Source organism: Brevundimonas sp. SGAir0440 (genome assembly GCF_005484585.1).
Classification (GTDB): Bacteria; Pseudomonadota; Alphaproteobacteria; order Caulobacterales; family Caulobacteraceae; genus Brevundimonas.
The window spans coordinates 2,273,241-2,287,509 of the sequence record NZ_CP039435.1; the positions used below are offsets into that span (position 1 = coordinate 2,273,241).

General features: G+C 64.2%; 26 protein-coding genes. All 26 read right to left on the reverse strand.

The genetic code is table 11. The features are described from left to right. Positions 1-98: 98 nt before the first annotated feature. The gene (locus E7T10_RS11250; RefSeq protein ID WP_039248576.1) at positions 99-1,118 is read right to left on the reverse strand and encodes a DNA-directed RNA polymerase subunit alpha; all 1,020 of its coding nucleotides are present in this window, start codon (positions 1,116-1,118) and stop codon (positions 99-101) included. 93 nt (positions 1,119-1,211) lie between these two features. Beyond that, positions 1,212-1,601 (reverse strand): 30S ribosomal protein S11, encoded by a 390-nt coding sequence (gene rpsK, locus E7T10_RS11255; protein ID WP_013268944.1) that lies wholly within the window; start codon positions 1,599-1,601, stop codon positions 1,212-1,214. A gap of 9 nt (positions 1,602-1,610) precedes the next feature. Continuing rightward, positions 1,611-1,979 carry a 30S ribosomal protein S13 gene (gene rpsM, locus E7T10_RS11260; protein WP_026108555.1) on the reverse strand — a complete coding sequence of 123 codons (369 nt, stop codon included), beginning with the start codon at positions 1,977-1,979 and terminating at the stop codon, positions 1,611-1,613. Positions 1,980-2,117: 138 nt separating this feature from the next. Further along, entirely contained in the window at positions 2,118-2,849 is a 732-nt protein-coding gene (locus E7T10_RS11265; RefSeq protein ID WP_137721866.1) for an energy transducer TonB, read from the reverse strand. A gap of 27 nt (positions 2,850-2,876) precedes the next feature. Then, the gene (locus E7T10_RS11270) at positions 2,877-3,437 is read right to left on the reverse strand and encodes an adenylate kinase (RefSeq protein ID WP_017506042.1); all 561 of its coding nucleotides are present in this window, start codon (positions 3,435-3,437) and stop codon (positions 2,877-2,879) included. A 37-nt stretch (positions 3,438-3,474) separates the two neighbouring features. Further along, positions 3,475-4,854 (reverse strand): preprotein translocase subunit SecY, encoded by a 1,380-nt coding sequence (gene secY, locus E7T10_RS11275; RefSeq protein ID WP_017506043.1) that lies wholly within the window; start codon positions 4,852-4,854, stop codon positions 3,475-3,477. Positions 4,855-4,982: 128 nt separating this feature from the next. Next, positions 4,983-5,576, reverse strand: coding sequence for a 50S ribosomal protein L15 (gene rplO / locus E7T10_RS11280; protein WP_017506044.1), 594 nt, complete (start codon positions 5,574-5,576; stop codon positions 4,983-4,985). A 142-nt stretch (positions 5,577-5,718) separates the two neighbouring features. Then, a complete protein-coding gene (gene rpmD / locus E7T10_RS11285) occupies positions 5,719-5,907 on the reverse strand; it encodes a 50S ribosomal protein L30 (RefSeq protein ID WP_017506045.1) in 189 nt (62 codons plus the stop codon). A gap of 3 nt (positions 5,908-5,910) precedes the next feature. Beyond that, on the reverse strand, positions 5,911-6,519 hold the full coding sequence (gene rpsE, locus E7T10_RS11290; protein ID WP_017506046.1) for a 30S ribosomal protein S5: 609 nt from the start codon (positions 6,517-6,519) through the stop codon (positions 5,911-5,913). Between the two features lie 12 nt (positions 6,520-6,531). Then, complete coding sequence (gene rplR, locus E7T10_RS11295; protein WP_008259637.1) at positions 6,532-6,888, reverse strand: 50S ribosomal protein L18; 357 nt, start codon at positions 6,886-6,888, stop codon at positions 6,532-6,534. A 3-nt stretch (positions 6,889-6,891) separates the two neighbouring features. Further along, positions 6,892-7,425 carry a 50S ribosomal protein L6 gene (gene rplF / locus E7T10_RS11300; protein WP_137721867.1) on the reverse strand — a complete coding sequence of 178 codons (534 nt, stop codon included), beginning with the start codon at positions 7,423-7,425 and terminating at the stop codon, positions 6,892-6,894. A 1-nt stretch (position 7,426) separates the two neighbouring features. Next, positions 7,427-7,825, reverse strand: a complete 399-nt coding sequence (rpsH, locus tag E7T10_RS11305; protein WP_008262310.1) for a 30S ribosomal protein S8 — start codon at positions 7,823-7,825, stop codon at positions 7,427-7,429. A gap of 15 nt (positions 7,826-7,840) precedes the next feature. Then, positions 7,841-8,146, reverse strand: coding sequence for a 30S ribosomal protein S14 (gene rpsN / locus E7T10_RS11310; protein WP_017506048.1), 306 nt, complete (start codon positions 8,144-8,146; stop codon positions 7,841-7,843). Positions 8,147-8,165: 19 nt separating this feature from the next. Next, complete coding sequence (gene rplE / locus E7T10_RS11315; protein WP_017506049.1) at positions 8,166-8,726, reverse strand: 50S ribosomal protein L5; 561 nt, start codon at positions 8,724-8,726, stop codon at positions 8,166-8,168. Beyond that, on the reverse strand, positions 8,726-9,034 hold the full coding sequence (gene rplX / locus E7T10_RS11320) for a 50S ribosomal protein L24 (RefSeq protein ID WP_039248554.1): 309 nt from the start codon (positions 9,032-9,034) through the stop codon (positions 8,726-8,728). Before rplX ends, rplE begins: the two co-directional genes overlap by 1 nt. Position 9,035: 1 nt before the next feature. Next, positions 9,036-9,404, reverse strand: a complete 369-nt coding sequence (gene rplN, locus E7T10_RS11325; protein ID WP_003164378.1) for a 50S ribosomal protein L14 — start codon at positions 9,402-9,404, stop codon at positions 9,036-9,038. Positions 9,405-9,422: 18 nt separating this feature from the next. Then, on the reverse strand, positions 9,423-9,665 hold the full coding sequence (gene rpsQ / locus E7T10_RS11330; RefSeq protein WP_017506051.1) for a 30S ribosomal protein S17: 243 nt from the start codon (positions 9,663-9,665) through the stop codon (positions 9,423-9,425). A gap of 10 nt (positions 9,666-9,675) precedes the next feature. After that, positions 9,676-9,873 carry a 50S ribosomal protein L29 gene (gene rpmC / locus E7T10_RS11335; RefSeq protein WP_008263673.1) on the reverse strand — a complete coding sequence of 66 codons (198 nt, stop codon included), beginning with the start codon at positions 9,871-9,873 and terminating at the stop codon, positions 9,676-9,678. Next, a complete protein-coding gene (rplP, locus tag E7T10_RS11340; RefSeq protein ID WP_017506052.1) occupies positions 9,873-10,313 on the reverse strand; it encodes a 50S ribosomal protein L16 in 441 nt (146 codons plus the stop codon). The genes rpmC and rplP overlap by 1 nt, the downstream gene beginning before the upstream one ends. Before the next feature lie 3 nt (positions 10,314-10,316). Continuing rightward, a complete protein-coding gene (gene rpsC, locus E7T10_RS11345; RefSeq protein WP_017506053.1) occupies positions 10,317-11,072 on the reverse strand; it encodes a 30S ribosomal protein S3 in 756 nt (251 codons plus the stop codon). Then, complete coding sequence (gene rplV / locus E7T10_RS11350; RefSeq protein WP_017506054.1) at positions 11,072-11,452, reverse strand: 50S ribosomal protein L22; 381 nt, start codon at positions 11,450-11,452, stop codon at positions 11,072-11,074. Before rplV ends, rpsC begins: the two co-directional genes overlap by 1 nt. Positions 11,453-11,455: 3 nt before the next feature. Then, a complete protein-coding gene (gene rpsS / locus E7T10_RS11355) occupies positions 11,456-11,734 on the reverse strand; it encodes a 30S ribosomal protein S19 (protein ID WP_017506055.1) in 279 nt (92 codons plus the stop codon). 2 nt (positions 11,735-11,736) lie between these two features. Continuing rightward, a complete protein-coding gene (gene rplB, locus E7T10_RS11360) occupies positions 11,737-12,573 on the reverse strand; it encodes a 50S ribosomal protein L2 (protein ID WP_017506056.1) in 837 nt (278 codons plus the stop codon). Positions 12,574-12,577: 4 nt separating this feature from the next. Then, positions 12,578-12,880 (reverse strand): 50S ribosomal protein L23, encoded by a 303-nt coding sequence (locus E7T10_RS11365; RefSeq protein ID WP_017506057.1) that lies wholly within the window; start codon positions 12,878-12,880, stop codon positions 12,578-12,580. Continuing rightward, positions 12,880-13,518 (reverse strand): 50S ribosomal protein L4, encoded by a 639-nt coding sequence (gene rplD, locus E7T10_RS11370; RefSeq protein WP_017506058.1) that lies wholly within the window; start codon positions 13,516-13,518, stop codon positions 12,880-12,882. Before rplD ends, E7T10_RS11365 begins: the two co-directional genes overlap by 1 nt. Then, positions 13,518-14,267, reverse strand: coding sequence for a 50S ribosomal protein L3 (gene rplC / locus E7T10_RS11375; protein WP_039248546.1), 750 nt, complete (start codon positions 14,265-14,267; stop codon positions 13,518-13,520). Before rplC ends, rplD begins: the two co-directional genes overlap by 1 nt. Between the last annotated feature and the right edge of the window lie 2 nt (positions 14,268-14,269).

The window sequence follows — 14,269 nt, forward strand, 5'->3', positions numbered from 1 at the left end:
CTCTCCTACACCGGAACCGGTATCCCGACAGGGACCTGGAACCGTAATCTTCTAACCGCCCCGACATTCTCCCGAAGGAGACGGGCGGAGGGTTGAACTTAGATCTGGTCGTCGAACTTCTTGGCCAGATCTTCGATGTTTTCGGGCGGCCAGTTCGGCACGTCCATGCCGAGGCTGAGGCCCATCGTCGTGAGAACTTCCTTGATCTCGTTCAACGACTTGCGGCCGAAGTTCGGGGTGCGAAGCATTTCGCCCTCGGTCTTCTGGATCAGGTCGCCGATGTAGACGATGTTGTCGTTCTTCAGGCAGTTGGCCGAACGAACAGACAGTTCCAGCTCGTCCACCTTCTTCAGCAGCGCCGGGTTGAAGGGCAGGTCGGGCTTGCCGTCCGACTGCTCGACAGCCTTCTTGGGCTCTTCGAAGGTGATGAAGATCTGGAGCTGGTCCTGCAGGATGCGCGCGGCGTAAGCCACGGCGTCAACCGGCGTGACCGCACCGTTGGTTTCGACTTCCAGCAGCAGCTTGTCGTAGTCCAGCGACTGACCCTGACGGGTAGGCTCGACGCGGTAAGCCACCTTTTTGACCGGCGAATACAGGGCGTCGACGGCGATCAGCCCGATCGGCGCATCTTCCGGACGGTTCAGCTCAGCGGCGACATAGCCCTTGCCGTTCTGGACGGTCAGTTCCATGCGCACCGATGCGCCATCGTCCAGCGTGCAGATGACGTGATCGGGGTTCAGAACCTCGATGTCCGCCGGCACGTCGATCTGGCCGGCCGTCACCGGGCCAGGACCCGTGGCGCGCAGCGTCATGCGCTTGGGGCCTTCGGCGTGCATACGCAGCGCCAGTTGCTTGATGTTCAGGACGATATCGACCACGTCTTCGCGCACGCCTTCCAGCGACGAGAACTCATGGACCACGCCGTCGATCTGGATGGCCGTGACGGCCGCGCCTTGCAGCGAGGACAGCAGAACGCGACGAAGCGCGTTGCCGAGCGTCACGCCGAAGCCACGCTCGAGGGGTTCGGCGACCAGGCGCGCCTTGCGCTGGGCATCGGAACCGGTCTCGATCTGCGGCTTCTCGGGACGGATCAGCTCTTGCCAGTTTCTTTCGATCATTTTGTCCCTCGAACGGGTTTCGCCTGCTCCGGCCTTGTCGACGAGGCCATGATGGAGCGGACGGAGATTGGGGGTGCCTTAAAACGCTATCGCTTAGACGCGACGACGCTTGGGCGGACGGCAACCATTGTGCGGCATCGGCGTGACGTCGCGGATCGTCGTGATCGTCAGACCGACCGACTGCAGCGCGCGCAGGGCCGATTCACGGCCGGAGCCCGGACCCGAAACGTTCACTTCCAGCGTCTTCACGCCGTGTTCCTGGGCCTTCTTGCCAGCGTCTTCCGCAGCCATCTGAGCGGCGTAAGGAGTCGACTTACGCGAACCCTTGAAGCCCATGTGACCCGCCGAAGACCACGAGATCGCGTTGCCTTGGGCATCGGTGATCGTGATCATGGTGTTGTTGAACGAAGCATTCACGTGGGCGACGCCCGAGGTGATGTTCTTGCGCTCGCGCTTCTTTACGCGACCCGGTTCCTTGGCCATGTGTCTGTCTTACTTCTTCTTGCCGGCGATCGGCTTGGCGGGACCCTTGCGGGTGCGGGCGTTCGTGTGGGTGCGCTGACCGCGGACCGGCAGGCCCTTGCGGTGACGCAGGCCGCGATAGCAGGCCAGATCCATCAGACGCTTGATGTTCATCGACGTCTCGCGGCGCAGGTCGCCCTCGACGGTGTGATCCTTGTCGATCGTTTCGCGGATCGACAGGACTTCGGCGTCCGTCAGCTGGTTCACCCGGCGGGCGGGCTCGATGCCCACCTTTTCGGTGATGTCCTTGGCGGCGGCCGGGCCGATGCCATGGATATACTGAAGCGCGATCTCTACGCGCTTGTTGGTCGGGATGTTGACGCCAGCAATACGGGCCACGAAATTCTCCAGATACGCGTTAGTCAGACGCAACAAACGCTCCGGTTAACAAACCAGGAGCGTGGCGCCCTTCGCGGGAAGGCGCCCTTATACAGATGATTCACCGGGCGTCAACATCCGCTCCCGCGCAGGGCCGCTTCAGCGTGGCGGGCGGCCGAAATCGACGCCGACCGTGACCCGCTGGCCCTCGACCGGTCGACCGTCTTCGGTCGGCGGCTGGAAGCGGAAATAGCCCGACACCTGCAAGCCGGCCGCGCCGAAGCCCAGGCCGGGGGGCGTCTCTTGAACCACGCGACAACCGTCCAGCCGGCTGTCCAGGCGAATGACGCAGGACAGTTCGACCCGGCCGTAACGGCTGCGGGCGCCGGGCGGGTGGTTGGCGCGAATCTGGCCGATGGTGGGGCCTGTAACCAGCCGCGGTCCGGTCGAGCCGCTGCCGGGGCCGGCCCCAGAGCCGACGCCGGATCCGCTGCCTGTCCCCTGCCCGCCCTGACCGAAGCCGGGTTGCGGTGACGGCGCCGGCGCGACCCCGACAACGGGCGCAGGCTCCGGCGCCTTGACGGGCAGCGCCGGAACTTCGCGCGGGCGTTCCTTCGGCGGAGGCGGCGGCGTGTGAATGACGGATGGCGCAGCGGGGGCGCCGCCGCCGGTCTCGGGCGCCGGGGGTTCGTTGGAAATCGGGGGCGGCGGATCGTAGAGGACGACCTCGAACGGAGGCGGCTCCACCACAGGCGCCGGGGCCGGTGCCCTCACCTGCCCCAGCAACAGGAACAGGCCGATCTCGGCGACCGCGACGGCGACGAATATGGCCGCCATGCGCCAGCGACGCAGGCGGGTCTTTTCGGGTTTAGGATCGTCCAACTGGGTCATCAGGCGATCAACGCCCGAAAACGCAAATCAGGCCAGGGCCTCGTCGATCGCCTTGGCGACGGACTCGATCGAGCCCATGCCGTCGGCCTCGGTCAATTTGCCTTGGGCTTCGTAGTAGGGAAGCAGAGGTGCGGTGTTGCGGTTGTAGGCCTCGAGCCGGACCTTAAAGGATTCCGGATTGTCGTCCGGACGGCCCTGTTCAGCGAAGCGCTTGGCGATCCGTTCGGTCAGGGCGGCGTCGTCAACCTTCAGGCGAACGACGGCGTCGATCTGAACACCGCGCTTGGCCAGCATCTCGTCCAGCGCCTCGGCCTGGGCCACGGTGCGGGGGAAGCCGTCGAAGATGGCGCCGCCAGCAGCCTCAGCCTCCGTCAGACGATCTTCGATCAGGGCGATGACGATCTCGTCGGTGACCAGATCGCCGCGCGCCAGCACGTCCTTGACCTTGAGCCCCAGCTCCGAGCCCGAGGCGATGGCTGCGCGCAGCATGTCGCCGGTGGAGAGCTGGACCATGCCCTTCTCTTCCACCAGCCGCTTGGCCTGGGTGCCCTTGCCCGCCGCCGGCGGTCCGAACAGGATCAAGTTCATGCTTCAGCCCTCCCCTGGGCGTCTGACAACCTAAGACTTAGCGGCGAACGGGCGTGGGAGCGCCGCGACCGCCACGACCGCGCAGCTTGGCCTTCTTGATCAGGCCTTCATACTGGTGCGCCAGCAGTTGGGACTGGATCTGGGCCACAGTGTCCATGGTGACCGAGACCACGATCAAGATAGACGTTCCGCCAAAGTACAGGCTGTTGCCGAACTGGCTGACGATGAACTCCGGCAGCAGGCAGACGGCGGTGATGTAGGCGGCGCCGATCACGGTCAGGCGGGTCAGTACATAGTCCAGATATTCAGCCGTGCGCTTGCCCGGACGGATGCCCGGCAGAAAGCCGCCGTATTTCCGCAGGTTCTCGGCCGTGTCTTCGGGATTGAAGGTGATCGAGGTGTAGAAGAAGCAGAAGAAGACGATCAGGGCAGCATACAACGCCATGAACAGCGGCTGGCCGTGCGTCAGCTGCGCCGTCACCAGCGGCAGCCAGCTCATCCAGCTGGGCAGGTCGGCGTTGGCCGTCATGGTCGCAACCGTCGTCGGCAGCATCAGCAGCGACGAGGCGAAGATCGGCGGGATCACGCCGGCGGTGTTGACCTTCAGCGGCAGGAACGAACGCTCGCCGCCAGCCATGCGGTTGCCTTCCTGGCGCTTCGGATACTGGATCAGAAGACGGCGCTGGGCGCGTTCCATGAAGACGATGAAGACCACGGTGGCCACGGCCAGGATGGCGATGAACAGCAGGGCGAAGGCCGACATCTGGCCCTGCTGGGCCAGGCCCAGCAGGCGGGCGATGGTGGACGGCAGAACGGCCACGATACCGGCGAAGATGATCAGCGAGATGCCGTTGCCGACGCCGCGCGCCGTCACCTGCTCGCCCAGCCACATCAGGAACATGGTGCCGCCGGTCAGGGTCACGACCGTCGAGATGATGAAGAAGATGCCAGGGTTGTCGACCAGGCCGGCCGTGCTGTTCAGGCCCGCCGCGATGCCGAAGGACTGCGCCAGCGCCAGGAACACCGTCAGATAGCGGGTGTATTGGTTCAGCTGCTTGCGGCCGCTTTCGCCGCCTTCCTTCTTCAGCTTCTCCCAGGGCGGATACACCGTGCCCATCAGCTGCACGATGATCGAGGCCGAGATGTAGGGCATCACGTTCAGGGCGAAGATGGCCATACGCTCGACCGCGCCGCCCGAGAACATGTTGAACATGTCCAGGATGCCGCGCTGACCGTCCGGGTTCTGGAAGAACTGCAGGAAGGCCTGTGAGTTGATGCCCGGGATCGGCACATAGGTGCCGATGCGATAGACCAGAAGCGCGCCCAGCGTGAACAGCAGGCGTTTATGCAGCTCGGTCGCTTTCGCGAACGAGCCCATGTTCATATTGGCGGCGAGTTGTTCTGCGGCCGAAGCCATTATGCGTCCCCACGACTGATTGAGTCGTCAGATAGGCGGAAAGCGGCCCTCATGCGAGGGCCGCTTCCGTTCTTTCGTCGTCGCAGATGTAATCAGGTCACGACCTAATCGCCGCGACGACGCGTGACTTAGGCTTTGGCGGCGGTGCGCTTGGTGCGGGCCGAGATCTTGTTCTCGTCGCCGCGCGGTGCCTTGGCGGCCGGAGCCTTGCCCTTGGCGGCGTTGCGCTTCTCGACGCGCGCGGCGGCCTTGGCTTCGGCTTCGATGCGTTGCTCGACGACCGAGCCGCCAGCGGCCTCGATGGCCTTCTTGGCGCCGGCGGTGGCCGACCAGACGACCAGGTTCAACGCTTGCTTCAGCTCGCCGGTGCCCAGCAGACGCACGCCGTCCTTGACGCGACGGATCACGCCGGCGGCGACCAGGGCATCGCCCTTCAGTTCGGACTTGGCGTCCAGCTTGCCGGCGTCCACGGCGTCCTGCAGGCGCCACAGGTTCACTTCAGCCAGCTTCAGAGCATTGGCGTTGTTGAAGCCGCGCTTGGGCATACGCATGTACAGCGGCATTTGGCCGCCTTCGAAGCCGCCGATGGCGACGCCCGAACGCGACTTCTGACCCTTGACGCCACGGCCAGCGGTCTTGCCCTTGCCCGAACCGGGGCCACGGCCGACGCGCATGCGCTTCTTGTGGGCGCCTTCGTTGTCGCGGATTTCGTTCAGTTTCATGTGCCTGATCCTTTCGGGTTCTAGCGCCCGGACATTGTCCGGACTCGGCTTGGAAAAAATGAAGGGCCGCTGATAAGCGACCCCTTGGGTATTCGCAAGTGCAGAAACGCCCTCCCCCGGGTTCGGGAGAGGGCGAAACGGCTTACTTTTCGACGATCTCGGTCAGGTGGGCGACCTTGGCGATCATCCCGCGAACCGAAGGCGTGTCTTCCAGGGTCGATTCACGACCTAGGCGGTTCAGACCCAGACCCACCAGAGTGGCGCGTTGGTCGCTCTTGCGGCGGATCGGCGAACCGGTCTGCTTGACGGTGAGGGTTTTCTTCTCAGCCATGACTTAGGACTCCACGGCTTCGGGCGCCGAGGCGCCGTCGTTGCGGCGGCCCATCAGATCCGCGACCTTCTTGCCGCGCTTGGACGCGACTTGACGGGGCGAGGACTGGACCTTCAGCGCTTCGAACGTCGCGCGGATCATGTTGTAGGGGTTCGACGAACCGGTCGACTTGCCCACGACGTCCTGGACGCCGAGGGTTTCGAGCACGGCGCGCATCGGACCGCCCGCGATGACGCCGGTCCCGGGAGGGGCGGCGCGCATCATGATCTTGCCGGCGCCCCAACGGCCGTTGCCGTCGTGATGCAGCGTGCGGTTCTCGCGCAGCGGAACGCGGATCATCGTCTTCTTGGCTTCTTCGGTCGCCTTGCGGATGGCTTCCGGCACTTCGCGCGCCTTGCCGTGACCGAAGCCGACGCGACCCTTGCCGTCGCCGACGACCATCAGGGCTGCGAAGCTGAAGCGACGGCCGCCTTTGACGGTGGCGGCGACGCGGTTGATGTGAACCAGCTTCTCGACGATGTCGGAATCCGGACCATCGACAGCGGGACCGTTGCGGTTGTCACGACGGTTGCGATCGTTGCCGCCGCCGCCGCGTTGGGGTTGTTGCGCCATCTGTCGCGTCCCTTAGAAGTTCAGGCCGGCTTCACGCGCGGCTTCCGCCAGCGCCTTCACCCGTCCATGATAGATGTACTCGCCACGGTCGAAGACGACGTCCTTGACGCCCTTCTCGATGGCGCGTTCGGCGATCAGCTTGCCGATCGCGGCGGCCGCAGCCGTGTCCGAACCGCGCTTGCCCTTGCCGCCTTCCAGCGACGAGGCAGCCACGACGGTCACGCCCTGGGCGTCGTCGATGATCTGGGCCGAGATGTTCTTGTCCGAACGGTAGACCGACAGGCGCAGACGACCGTTGGCGACAGCCTTCAGGCGGCGACGCGTGCGCTCCGAGCGACGCTTGGCTTGTTGTCGAAGAGAAAGAGCCATGACTTACTTCTTCTTGCCTTCCTTGCGACGGACGGTCTCGCCCGCATAACGGACGCCCTTGCCCTTATAGGGCTCAGGCGGACGCAGCTTGCGGATGACCGCGGCGATCTGACCGACGGCTTGCTTGTCAGCGCCCGAGATCTTGATCTCGGTCTGCTTCGGCACGGCGAAGCTGACGCCCGACGGCGGAGCGATGTCGACTTCGTGCGAGAAGCCGAGTTGCAGCGACAGGGCGTCGCCCTTCATCGCGGCGCGGTAACCCACGCCGACCAGCTCCAGCGACTTCTCGAAGCCCGAGGTGACGCCCGTGATCATGTTGTCGACCAGGGTGCGCGACAGACCCCACATCGCGCGAGCGCGAGGCGTGTCCGAACGCGGGGTCAGCGAGACTTCGTCGCCTTCCTGCTTGACTTCGATCTCGTCGGCGACGGTCCAGGCGCGTTCGCCCTTGGGTCCCTTGACGGTGATGTTCTGGCCGTCGAGCGTGACAGTCACGCCCTTCGGCACGGCGATGGTTTTCTTGCCAATACGGGACATATCAGTAGACCCTGCAGAGGACTTCGCCGCCGACGTTAGCGTCGCGGGCGGAAGCGTCGGACATGACGCCCTTCGAAGTCGAGAGGATCGAGATGCCGAGGCCGTTCTTGACGGGCTTCAGATCGCCGATCGCCGAATAGACGCGGCGGCCCGGCTTGGACACGCGCGCGATCTCGGCGATGACGGGCTGACCGTCGAAGTACTTCAGCTCGATCTCGAACTGCGGAAACTCACCCGGGTTCTGAACCAGGTTGTAGCCGCGGATGTAGCCTTCGTCCTGCAGCACGTCGAGGACGCGCTGGCGCAGACGCGAGGCCGGGGTCAGCACCTTGGAACGCTTGCGGGTCGCCGCGTTCTTGATGCGAGCGATCATGTCGCTCAGGGGATCGTTGATCATCATGTCTGTTCGCTCCCCTTACCAGCTGGACTTCGTCAGGCCGGGAATCTGGCCCAGGTTGCCCAGTTCACGCAGCGCAATACGGCTCATCTTGAGCTTGCGGTAGAACGCCCGCGGACGACCCGTCACTTCGCAGCGGTTGCGAATGCGGCTCGGCGCGGAGTTGCGCGGCAGGGCGGCCAGTTGCAGGCGCGCCTCGAAGCGCTCCTCCAGCGGCAGGTTTTCGTCGTTGGCGGTCGCCTTCAGGGCGGCCCGCTTCGCGGCATACTTCGCAACCAGGGCCTTGACGGCTTCGTTGCGGTTTACGGCGCTTTTCTTAGCCATTGTGCTCTTCCCTTCCCGCTCAGTTCTTCACGAACGGGAACTTGAACTCGGTGAGGAGAGCCTTGGCTTCCTCATCGGTCTTGGCCGTGGTGCAGACGACAATGTCCATGCCCCACATCTGATCGATCTGGTCGTAGTTGATCTCCGGGAACACGATGTGCTCCTTCAGACCCGTGGCGTAGTTGCCGCGACCATCGAAGGACGTGCCCTTCAGACCACGGAAATCTTTCACGCGCGGCAGCGCGATCGTGATGAACCGGTCCAGGAACTCGTACATCTGGTCGCCGCGCAGGGTGACCTTGCCGCCGATGACCATGCCTTCGCGCAGCTTGAAGCCGGCGATGGAGTTACGGGCCTTGGTGGCGACGGCCTTCTGACCGGCGATGGCGGTCAGATCCTTGAGGGCGGTGTTCGCCTTCTTGGAGTCCGCGACGGCTTCGCCGATGCCCATGTTCAGGACGATCTTGTCCAGCTTGGGCACCTGCATTTCGTTCGTGTAGCCGAACTTTTCCTTCATCACCTGGCGGATGCGAGCGTGATACTCGTCCTTGAGGCGCGGGGTGTACTTCTCGGTAGCCATCAGATGACGTCTCCCGTCGTCTTGGCGATGCGGACCTTCTTGTCCCCATCGATCTTGAAGCCGACGCGGGTCGCCTTGCCGTTGGCGTCGGCGATCGCGACGTTCGACAGGTGAAGCGAGGCTTCCTTGTTCTTGATGCCGCCCTGCGGGTCAGCTTGGCTCGGCCGCGTGTGGCGCTGAACCATGTTGACGCCTTCGACGAGGACGCGGTTTTCGGTGGGCAGGACCTTCAGCACGTTACCCGTGCGGCCCTTGTCCTTGCCGGTGAGGACGACGACGCGGTCGCCCTTCTTGATCTTGGCGGCCATGTTACAGGACCTCCGGAGCCAGCGAGATGATCTTCATGTGGTTCTTGGCGCGCAGTTCGCGAGGAACCGGCCCGAAGATCCGCGTGCCGACAGGCTCGTTCTGCTTGTTGACGATGACGGCGGCCGACTTGTCAAAGCGGATGACCGAGCCGTCCTTGCGTTGGATGTCCTTGGCGGTGCGCACGACGATGGCGCGAACGACGTCGCCCTTCTTCACACGGCCGCGCGGAATGGCTTCCTTCACGGAGGCGACGATTGTGTCGCCGATCGAGGCGTAGCGGCGCTTGGAGCCGCCCAACACCTTGATGCACATGACCCGGCGGGCGCCCGAATTATCGGCCACTTCCAGGTTAGTTTGCATCTGGATCATAAGATCAGATCCTTCTGATTACGAGGCGGAGGCGTTGGAAAGAACTTCCCAGCGCTTCAGTTTGGACTTGGGGGCGCACTCGACGATGCGAGCGATGTCGCCGACCTTGAGCGCGTTGGCTTCGTCGTGCGCGTGGTACTTCTTGGACGACCGGACGGTCTTCTTCAGAAGCGGGTGAAGCAGGGTGCGCTCCACCTTCACAACGACAGTCTTCTCGCCCTTGTCGGACACGACCACGCCTTCAAGAATTCGCTTGGGCATATTCGTTTCCTTACGAGGCCGCACGCTTCTCGCGCAGAAGCGTCGAGATGCGAGCGATGTCTTTGCGGACTTCACCAACGCGGTGAGTCTTTTCCATTTGGCCGGTGGCCGCCTGGAAGCGCAGGTTGAACTGTTCCTTCTTGAGCTTCAGCAGCTCGTCGGACAGTTGGTCGGTCGTTTGCGACCGCAGATCGGCGATCTTGGTCATTAGGCGGCAGCCTCCACATGCGCGACGCCGGCGTCGATACGGGTCACGACCTTGGTGCGGACCGGCAGCTTGGCGGCGCCGAGACGGAGTGCTTCGCGGGCGACATCGTCCGGCACGCCGTCGATTTCAAACAGGATGCGGCCCGGGTGGCAACGCGCGGCCCAGTGGTCCACGGCGCCCTTGCCCTTACCCATCCGGACTTCGGCCGGCTTGCCCGTGACGGGCAGGTCGGGGAAGACGCGGATCCAGACGCGGCCCTGACGCTTCATCTGGCGAGTGATCGCGCGGCGAGCCGCTTCGATCTGACGCGCGGTGATGCGTTCCGGCTCCAGCGTCTTCAGGCCATACGACCCGAAGTTCAGCGAGAAACCGCCCTTGGCCGAGCCATGGATCCGGCCCTTGAAGGCCTTGCGGTATTTGGTCTTCTTCGGTTGCAACATGACTTAGTTCTCACGTCCCCGGTCGCGACGCGGACCGCGGTCGCCACGGGGGCCGCCGCGTTCGCGGCCTTCGTTCGAGGACGGACCCGACGCTTCCTGGGCCCAACGCTTGTCCTGCGCCATGGGATCGTGCTCCAGCACTTCACCCTTAAAGACCCAGACCTTCACGCCGATGATGCCGTAGGTCGTCTTGGCTTCGTAGAAGCCATAGTCGATGTCGGCGCGCAGCGTGTGAAGCGGCACGCGACCTTCGCGGTACCATTCCATACGCGCGATTTCGGCGCCGCCCAGACGACCCGAGACATTCATACGAATGCCCTTGGCGCCCAGACGCATGGCCGACTGCATCGAACGCTTCATGGCGCGACGGAAGGCCACGCGGCGCTCCAGCTGTTGCGCGATGTTCTCGGCGATCAGCTGCGCATCGGTTTCCGGCTTGCGGACTTCGATGATGTTCAGGTGAACTTCACCCTCGGTGCGCGCCGAGATGTCCTTGCGGAGCTTCTCGATGTCAGCGCCCTTCTTGCCGATCACGACGCCCGGACGGGCGGCGTAGATGGTGATGCGGCACTTCTTGTGCGGGCGCTCAATGATGATGCGCGACACGCCGGCGGCGGCCAGGCGTTCCCGCAGCCACTCGCGCAGCTTCAGGTCCTGGTGCAGCAGGCGGGAATAGTCGGCGCCGGCGGCGAACCAGCGGCTGTCCCACGTGCGGTTCACGCCGAGGCGCAGACCGACCGGATTGATTTTCTGTCCCATCAGGCGGCCTCGCCGGCTTCACGGACCACGATGGTGATCTCGCTGAACGGTTTCAGGATGCGCGACGAACGACCGCGAGCACGGCTCGCGAAACGCTTCATCACCAGGTTCTTGCCCACAAAGGCCTCGGCGACGACCAGATTGTCGATGTCGAGGTTGTGGTTGTTCTCGGCGTTCGAGATCGCCGAATACAGGACCTTGCGGACGTCGCCGGCGATGCGCTTACGGCTGAATTCCAGCTCGTTCAGCGCCTTCTGGACCGGCATGCCGCGGATCGAAGCGGCGACCAGGTTCAGCTTTTGCGGGCTGATGCGCACGTTGACCAGCTTGGCGCGGGCCTCGGTCGGGGCGACCCGACGCTCGTTTTTTGTCTGGGCCATCGGTTACTTCCTTTTGGCCTTCTTGTCCGCCGCGTGACCCGGGAAGTTCCGGGTCGGGGCGAACTCGCCGAGCTTCATTCCGACCATCTCTTCCGAGACCGACACGGGCACGTGCTTCTGACCGTTATGGACGCCGAACGTCAGACCGACGAACTGCGGCAGGATGGTGGAGCGGCGCGACCAGGTCTTGATCACGTCCTTGCGGCCCGACGATTGAACGGCGTCGGCCTTCTTGAGCAGATACCCGTCGACAAACGGGCCTTTCCAGGAGGAGCGGGCCATTCTTAGCGAGCCTTCTTAACGTGGCGGGTACGGATGATGTACTTGTCCGTAGCCTTGTTCTTGCGGGTACGAGTGCCCTTGGTGTCCTTACCCCACGGCGTGACGGGGGTGCGACCACCAGAGGTCCGGCCTTCACCACCACCATGCGGGTGGTCGATCGGGTTCATGGCGACGCCGCGAACGTGCGGACGCCAGCCCATGTGACGCTTGCGACCGGCCTTGCCCAGGTTCTGGTTCATGTGGTCGGGGTTCGAAACCGCGCCCACCGTGGCGATGCAGCCGTCCAGGACCATGCGCAGTTCGCCCGAGCCGAGACGGATCTGGGCGTAGCCCTGATCGCGACCGACCAACTGGGCGTAGGCGCCGGCCGAACGGGCCAACTGGGCGCCCTTGCCCGGCTTCATTTCAATGTTGTGGATGATCGTACCCACCGGCATCGAACGAAGCGGCATGGCGTTGCCCGGCTTCACGTCGGTCTTTTCGCCCGCGACGATCGTGTCGCCCGCCTTAAGGCGTTGCGGCGCGATGATGTAGGTCTTCTCGCCGTCGGCATAGGTGACCAGGGCGATGAAGGCCGTGCGGTTCGGGTCGTATTCCAGACGCTCGACCGTGCCGACCATGTCCCACTTGCGACGCTTGAAGTCGATCTTGCGGTACAGGGTCTTGGCGCCGCCGCCGCGGAAGCGGACCGCGATGCGACCGCCCTGCCCGCGTCCGCCCGACTTGGTCAGGCCTTCGGTCAGCGACTTTTCCGGACGGCCCTTGTGGAGTTCCGAACGGTCGACCAGCACGAGGGCGCGACGGCCCGGCGAAGTCGGATTGTAGGTTTTCAAGGCCATCTGATCAGAGCCCCGTGGTGACGTCGATCGACTGGCCGTCGGCCAGCGTCACGATCGCTTTTTTGATGTCGACGCGACGACCCAGGATGCCCCGGAAGCGCTTGGTCTTGCCCTTTTGAACCAGGGTGTTGACCTTGACGACGTTGACTTTGAACAGGCTTTCGACCGCAGCGGCGATCTCGTCCTTGGACGCCGTGTCGGCGACGCGGAAGACGACCTTGTTCTGCTCGGACAGGATCGTGGCCTTTTCGGTGATCACCGGGGCCAGGATGGTGTCGTAGTGCTTGGCGGTAGGTTGAGCGGCCATTACGCGGCTTCCTTATCGCTGAAGCGGGCTTCGATGGCCTCGATGGCGGCCTTCGTCAGCACCAGCTTGTCAGCCCGCAGGATGTCATAGACGTTCAGGCCGGCGTTCGGCAGCACGTCGATGTGCGGGATGTTGCGTGCGGCCAGGCCGAAGTTCGTGTCGACTTCGGGACCCGCGATGATGAGAGCCTTGGTCCAGCCCAGCTTGCCGAGCGTTTCGCGCAGCGAAGCGGTCTTGGCTTCCTTGACCGAGACGGTGTCGACCACGATCAGGTCGCCCGACTTGGCCTTGGAGGACAGGGCGTGACGCAGAGCCAGGGCGCGGATCTTCTTCGGCAGCGAGAAGCCGTGATCGCGAACGATCGGGCCGAAGGCGCGCGAACCGCCGACGAACTGCGGTGCACGGCGCGAACCGTGACGAGCGCCGCCGGTGCCCTTTTGCTTGTACATCTTCTTACCCGTACGAGAGTTCTCGTTGCGGGTTTGAACCTTGTGCGTACCGGCGCGGCGCTTGGCCAGTTGCCAGTTGACGGTGCGGGCCAGAATGTCGCCGCGGATGTCGGAGATGCCGAAGACGGCGTCCGACAGTTCCACGTCGCCAGCAGCCTTGCCGTCGAGTTGGATGACAGAGAGTTTCATTACGCTTCACCGCCTTCGGTCGCTTCGACGGGGGCTTCTTCAGCCGGGGTCGAGGCGGGTTGAGCAGCAGACTTGCTCGACTTCAGCGCGCCGGGGAACGGAGCGTCGGCCGGGCGAGCCTTCTTGATGGCGTCGCGAACCTTGACGTAGCTGCCGTCGTGACCGGGGACGGCGCCCTTGATCAGGATCAGGCCACGCTCGGCGTCCACGCGGACGACGGTCAGGTTCTGGGTGGTGACGGTTTCGGCGCCGTAGTGGCCGGCCATCTTCTTGCCGGGGAACGTGCGACCCGGGTCCTGACGGTTACCCGTCGAACCGTGCGAACGGTGCGAGACCGAAACGCCGTGGGTGGCGCGAAGGCCGCCGAAGTTCCAGCGCTTCATGGCGCCGGCGAAGCCCTTACCGATGGTCTCGCCTTGGATGTCGACCTTCTGGCCCACCAGGAAGTGTTCGGCCGACAGTTCGGCGCCCACGTCCAGCAGACCGTCCGCATCGACGCGGAACTCGGTCACATAGGCTTTCGGTTCGACTTCCGCCTTGGCGAAGGTCTCGCGTTGAGCCTTGTTGGTGTTCTTAGCCTTCTTCGTGCCAGCGCCCAGCTGGAGCGCGACGTAGCCGTCACGCTCCTGGGTACGTTGGCCGACGACTTGGCAGCCGTCGAGCTGCAGCACAGTGACCGGTACGTGCGCGCCGTCATCGGCGAACACGCGGGTCATGCCCAGCTTCTTGGCGATCACGCCCGTGCGCATCG

Excerpts from the sequence above, each read along its gene's own strand:
- E7T10_RS11250 (WP_039248576.1), bottom strand. The coding sequence starts at position 1,118 with ATGATCGAAAGAAACTGGCAAGAGCTGATCCGTCCCGAGAAGCCGCAG.
- rpsK (WP_013268944.1), bottom strand. The coding sequence starts at position 1,601 with ATGGCCAAGGAACCGGGTCGCGTAAAGAAGCGCGAGCGCAAGAACATC.
- E7T10_RS11265 (WP_137721866.1), bottom strand. The coding sequence starts at position 2,849 with ATGACCCAGTTGGACGATCCTAAACCCGAAAAGACCCGCCTGCGTCGC.
- E7T10_RS11270 (WP_017506042.1), bottom strand. The coding sequence starts at position 3,437 with ATGAACTTGATCCTGTTCGGACCGCCGGCGGCGGGCAAGGGCACCCAG.
- secY (WP_017506043.1), bottom strand. The coding sequence starts at position 4,854 with ATGGCTTCGGCCGCAGAACAACTCGCCGCCAATATGAACATGGGCTCG.
- rplO (WP_017506044.1), bottom strand. The coding sequence starts at position 5,576 with ATGAAACTGAACGAAATCCGCGACAACGAAGGCGCCCACAAGAAGCGC.
- rpmD (WP_017506045.1), bottom strand. The coding sequence starts at position 5,907 with ATGGCTGAGAAGAAAACCCTCACCGTCAAGCAGACCGGTTCGCCGATC.
- rpsE (WP_017506046.1), bottom strand. The coding sequence starts at position 6,519 with ATGGCGCAACAACCCCAACGCGGCGGCGGCGGCAACGATCGCAACCGT.
- rplR (WP_008259637.1), bottom strand. The coding sequence starts at position 6,888 with ATGGCTCTTTCTCTTCGACAACAAGCCAAGCGTCGCTCGGAGCGCACG.
- rplF (WP_137721867.1), bottom strand. The coding sequence starts at position 7,425 with ATGTCCCGTATTGGCAAGAAAACCATCGCCGTGCCGAAGGGCGTGACT.
- rpsH (WP_008262310.1), bottom strand. The coding sequence starts at position 7,825 with ATGATGATCAACGATCCCCTGAGCGACATGATCGCTCGCATCAAGAAC.
- rpsN (WP_017506048.1), bottom strand. The coding sequence starts at position 8,146 with ATGGCTAAGAAAAGCGCCGTAAACCGCAACGAAGCCGTCAAGGCCCTG.
- rplE (WP_017506049.1), bottom strand. The coding sequence starts at position 8,726 with ATGGCTACCGAGAAGTACACCCCGCGCCTCAAGGACGAGTATCACGCT.
- rplX (WP_039248554.1), bottom strand. The coding sequence starts at position 9,034 with ATGGCCGCCAAGATCAAGAAGGGCGACCGCGTCGTCGTCCTCACCGGC.
- rplN (WP_003164378.1), bottom strand. The coding sequence starts at position 9,404 with ATGATCCAGATGCAAACTAACCTGGAAGTGGCCGATAATTCGGGCGCC.
- rpsQ (WP_017506051.1), bottom strand. The coding sequence starts at position 9,665 with ATGCCCAAGCGAATTCTTGAAGGCGTGGTCGTGTCCGACAAGGGCGAG.
- rpmC (WP_008263673.1), bottom strand. The coding sequence starts at position 9,873 with ATGACCAAGATCGCCGATCTGCGGTCGCAAACGACCGACCAACTGTCC.
- rplP (WP_017506052.1), bottom strand. The coding sequence starts at position 10,313 with ATGTTGCAACCGAAGAAGACCAAATACCGCAAGGCCTTCAAGGGCCGG.
- rpsC (WP_017506053.1), bottom strand. The coding sequence starts at position 11,072 with ATGGGACAGAAAATCAATCCGGTCGGTCTGCGCCTCGGCGTGAACCGC.
- rplV (WP_017506054.1), bottom strand. The coding sequence starts at position 11,452 with ATGGCCCAGACAAAAAACGAGCGTCGGGTCGCCCCGACCGAGGCCCGC.
- rpsS (WP_017506055.1), bottom strand. The coding sequence starts at position 11,734 with ATGGCCCGCTCCTCCTGGAAAGGCCCGTTTGTCGACGGGTATCTGCTC.
- rplB (WP_017506056.1), bottom strand. The coding sequence starts at position 12,573 with ATGGCCTTGAAAACCTACAATCCGACTTCGCCGGGCCGTCGCGCCCTC.
- E7T10_RS11365 (WP_017506057.1), bottom strand. The coding sequence starts at position 12,880 with ATGGCCGCTCAACCTACCGCCAAGCACTACGACACCATCCTGGCCCCG.
- rplD (WP_017506058.1), bottom strand. The coding sequence starts at position 13,518 with ATGAAACTCTCTGTCATCCAACTCGACGGCAAGGCTGCTGGCGACGTG.
- rplC (WP_039248546.1), bottom strand. The coding sequence starts at position 14,267 with ATGCGCACGGGCGTGATCGCCAAGAAGCTGGGCATGACCCGCGTGTTC.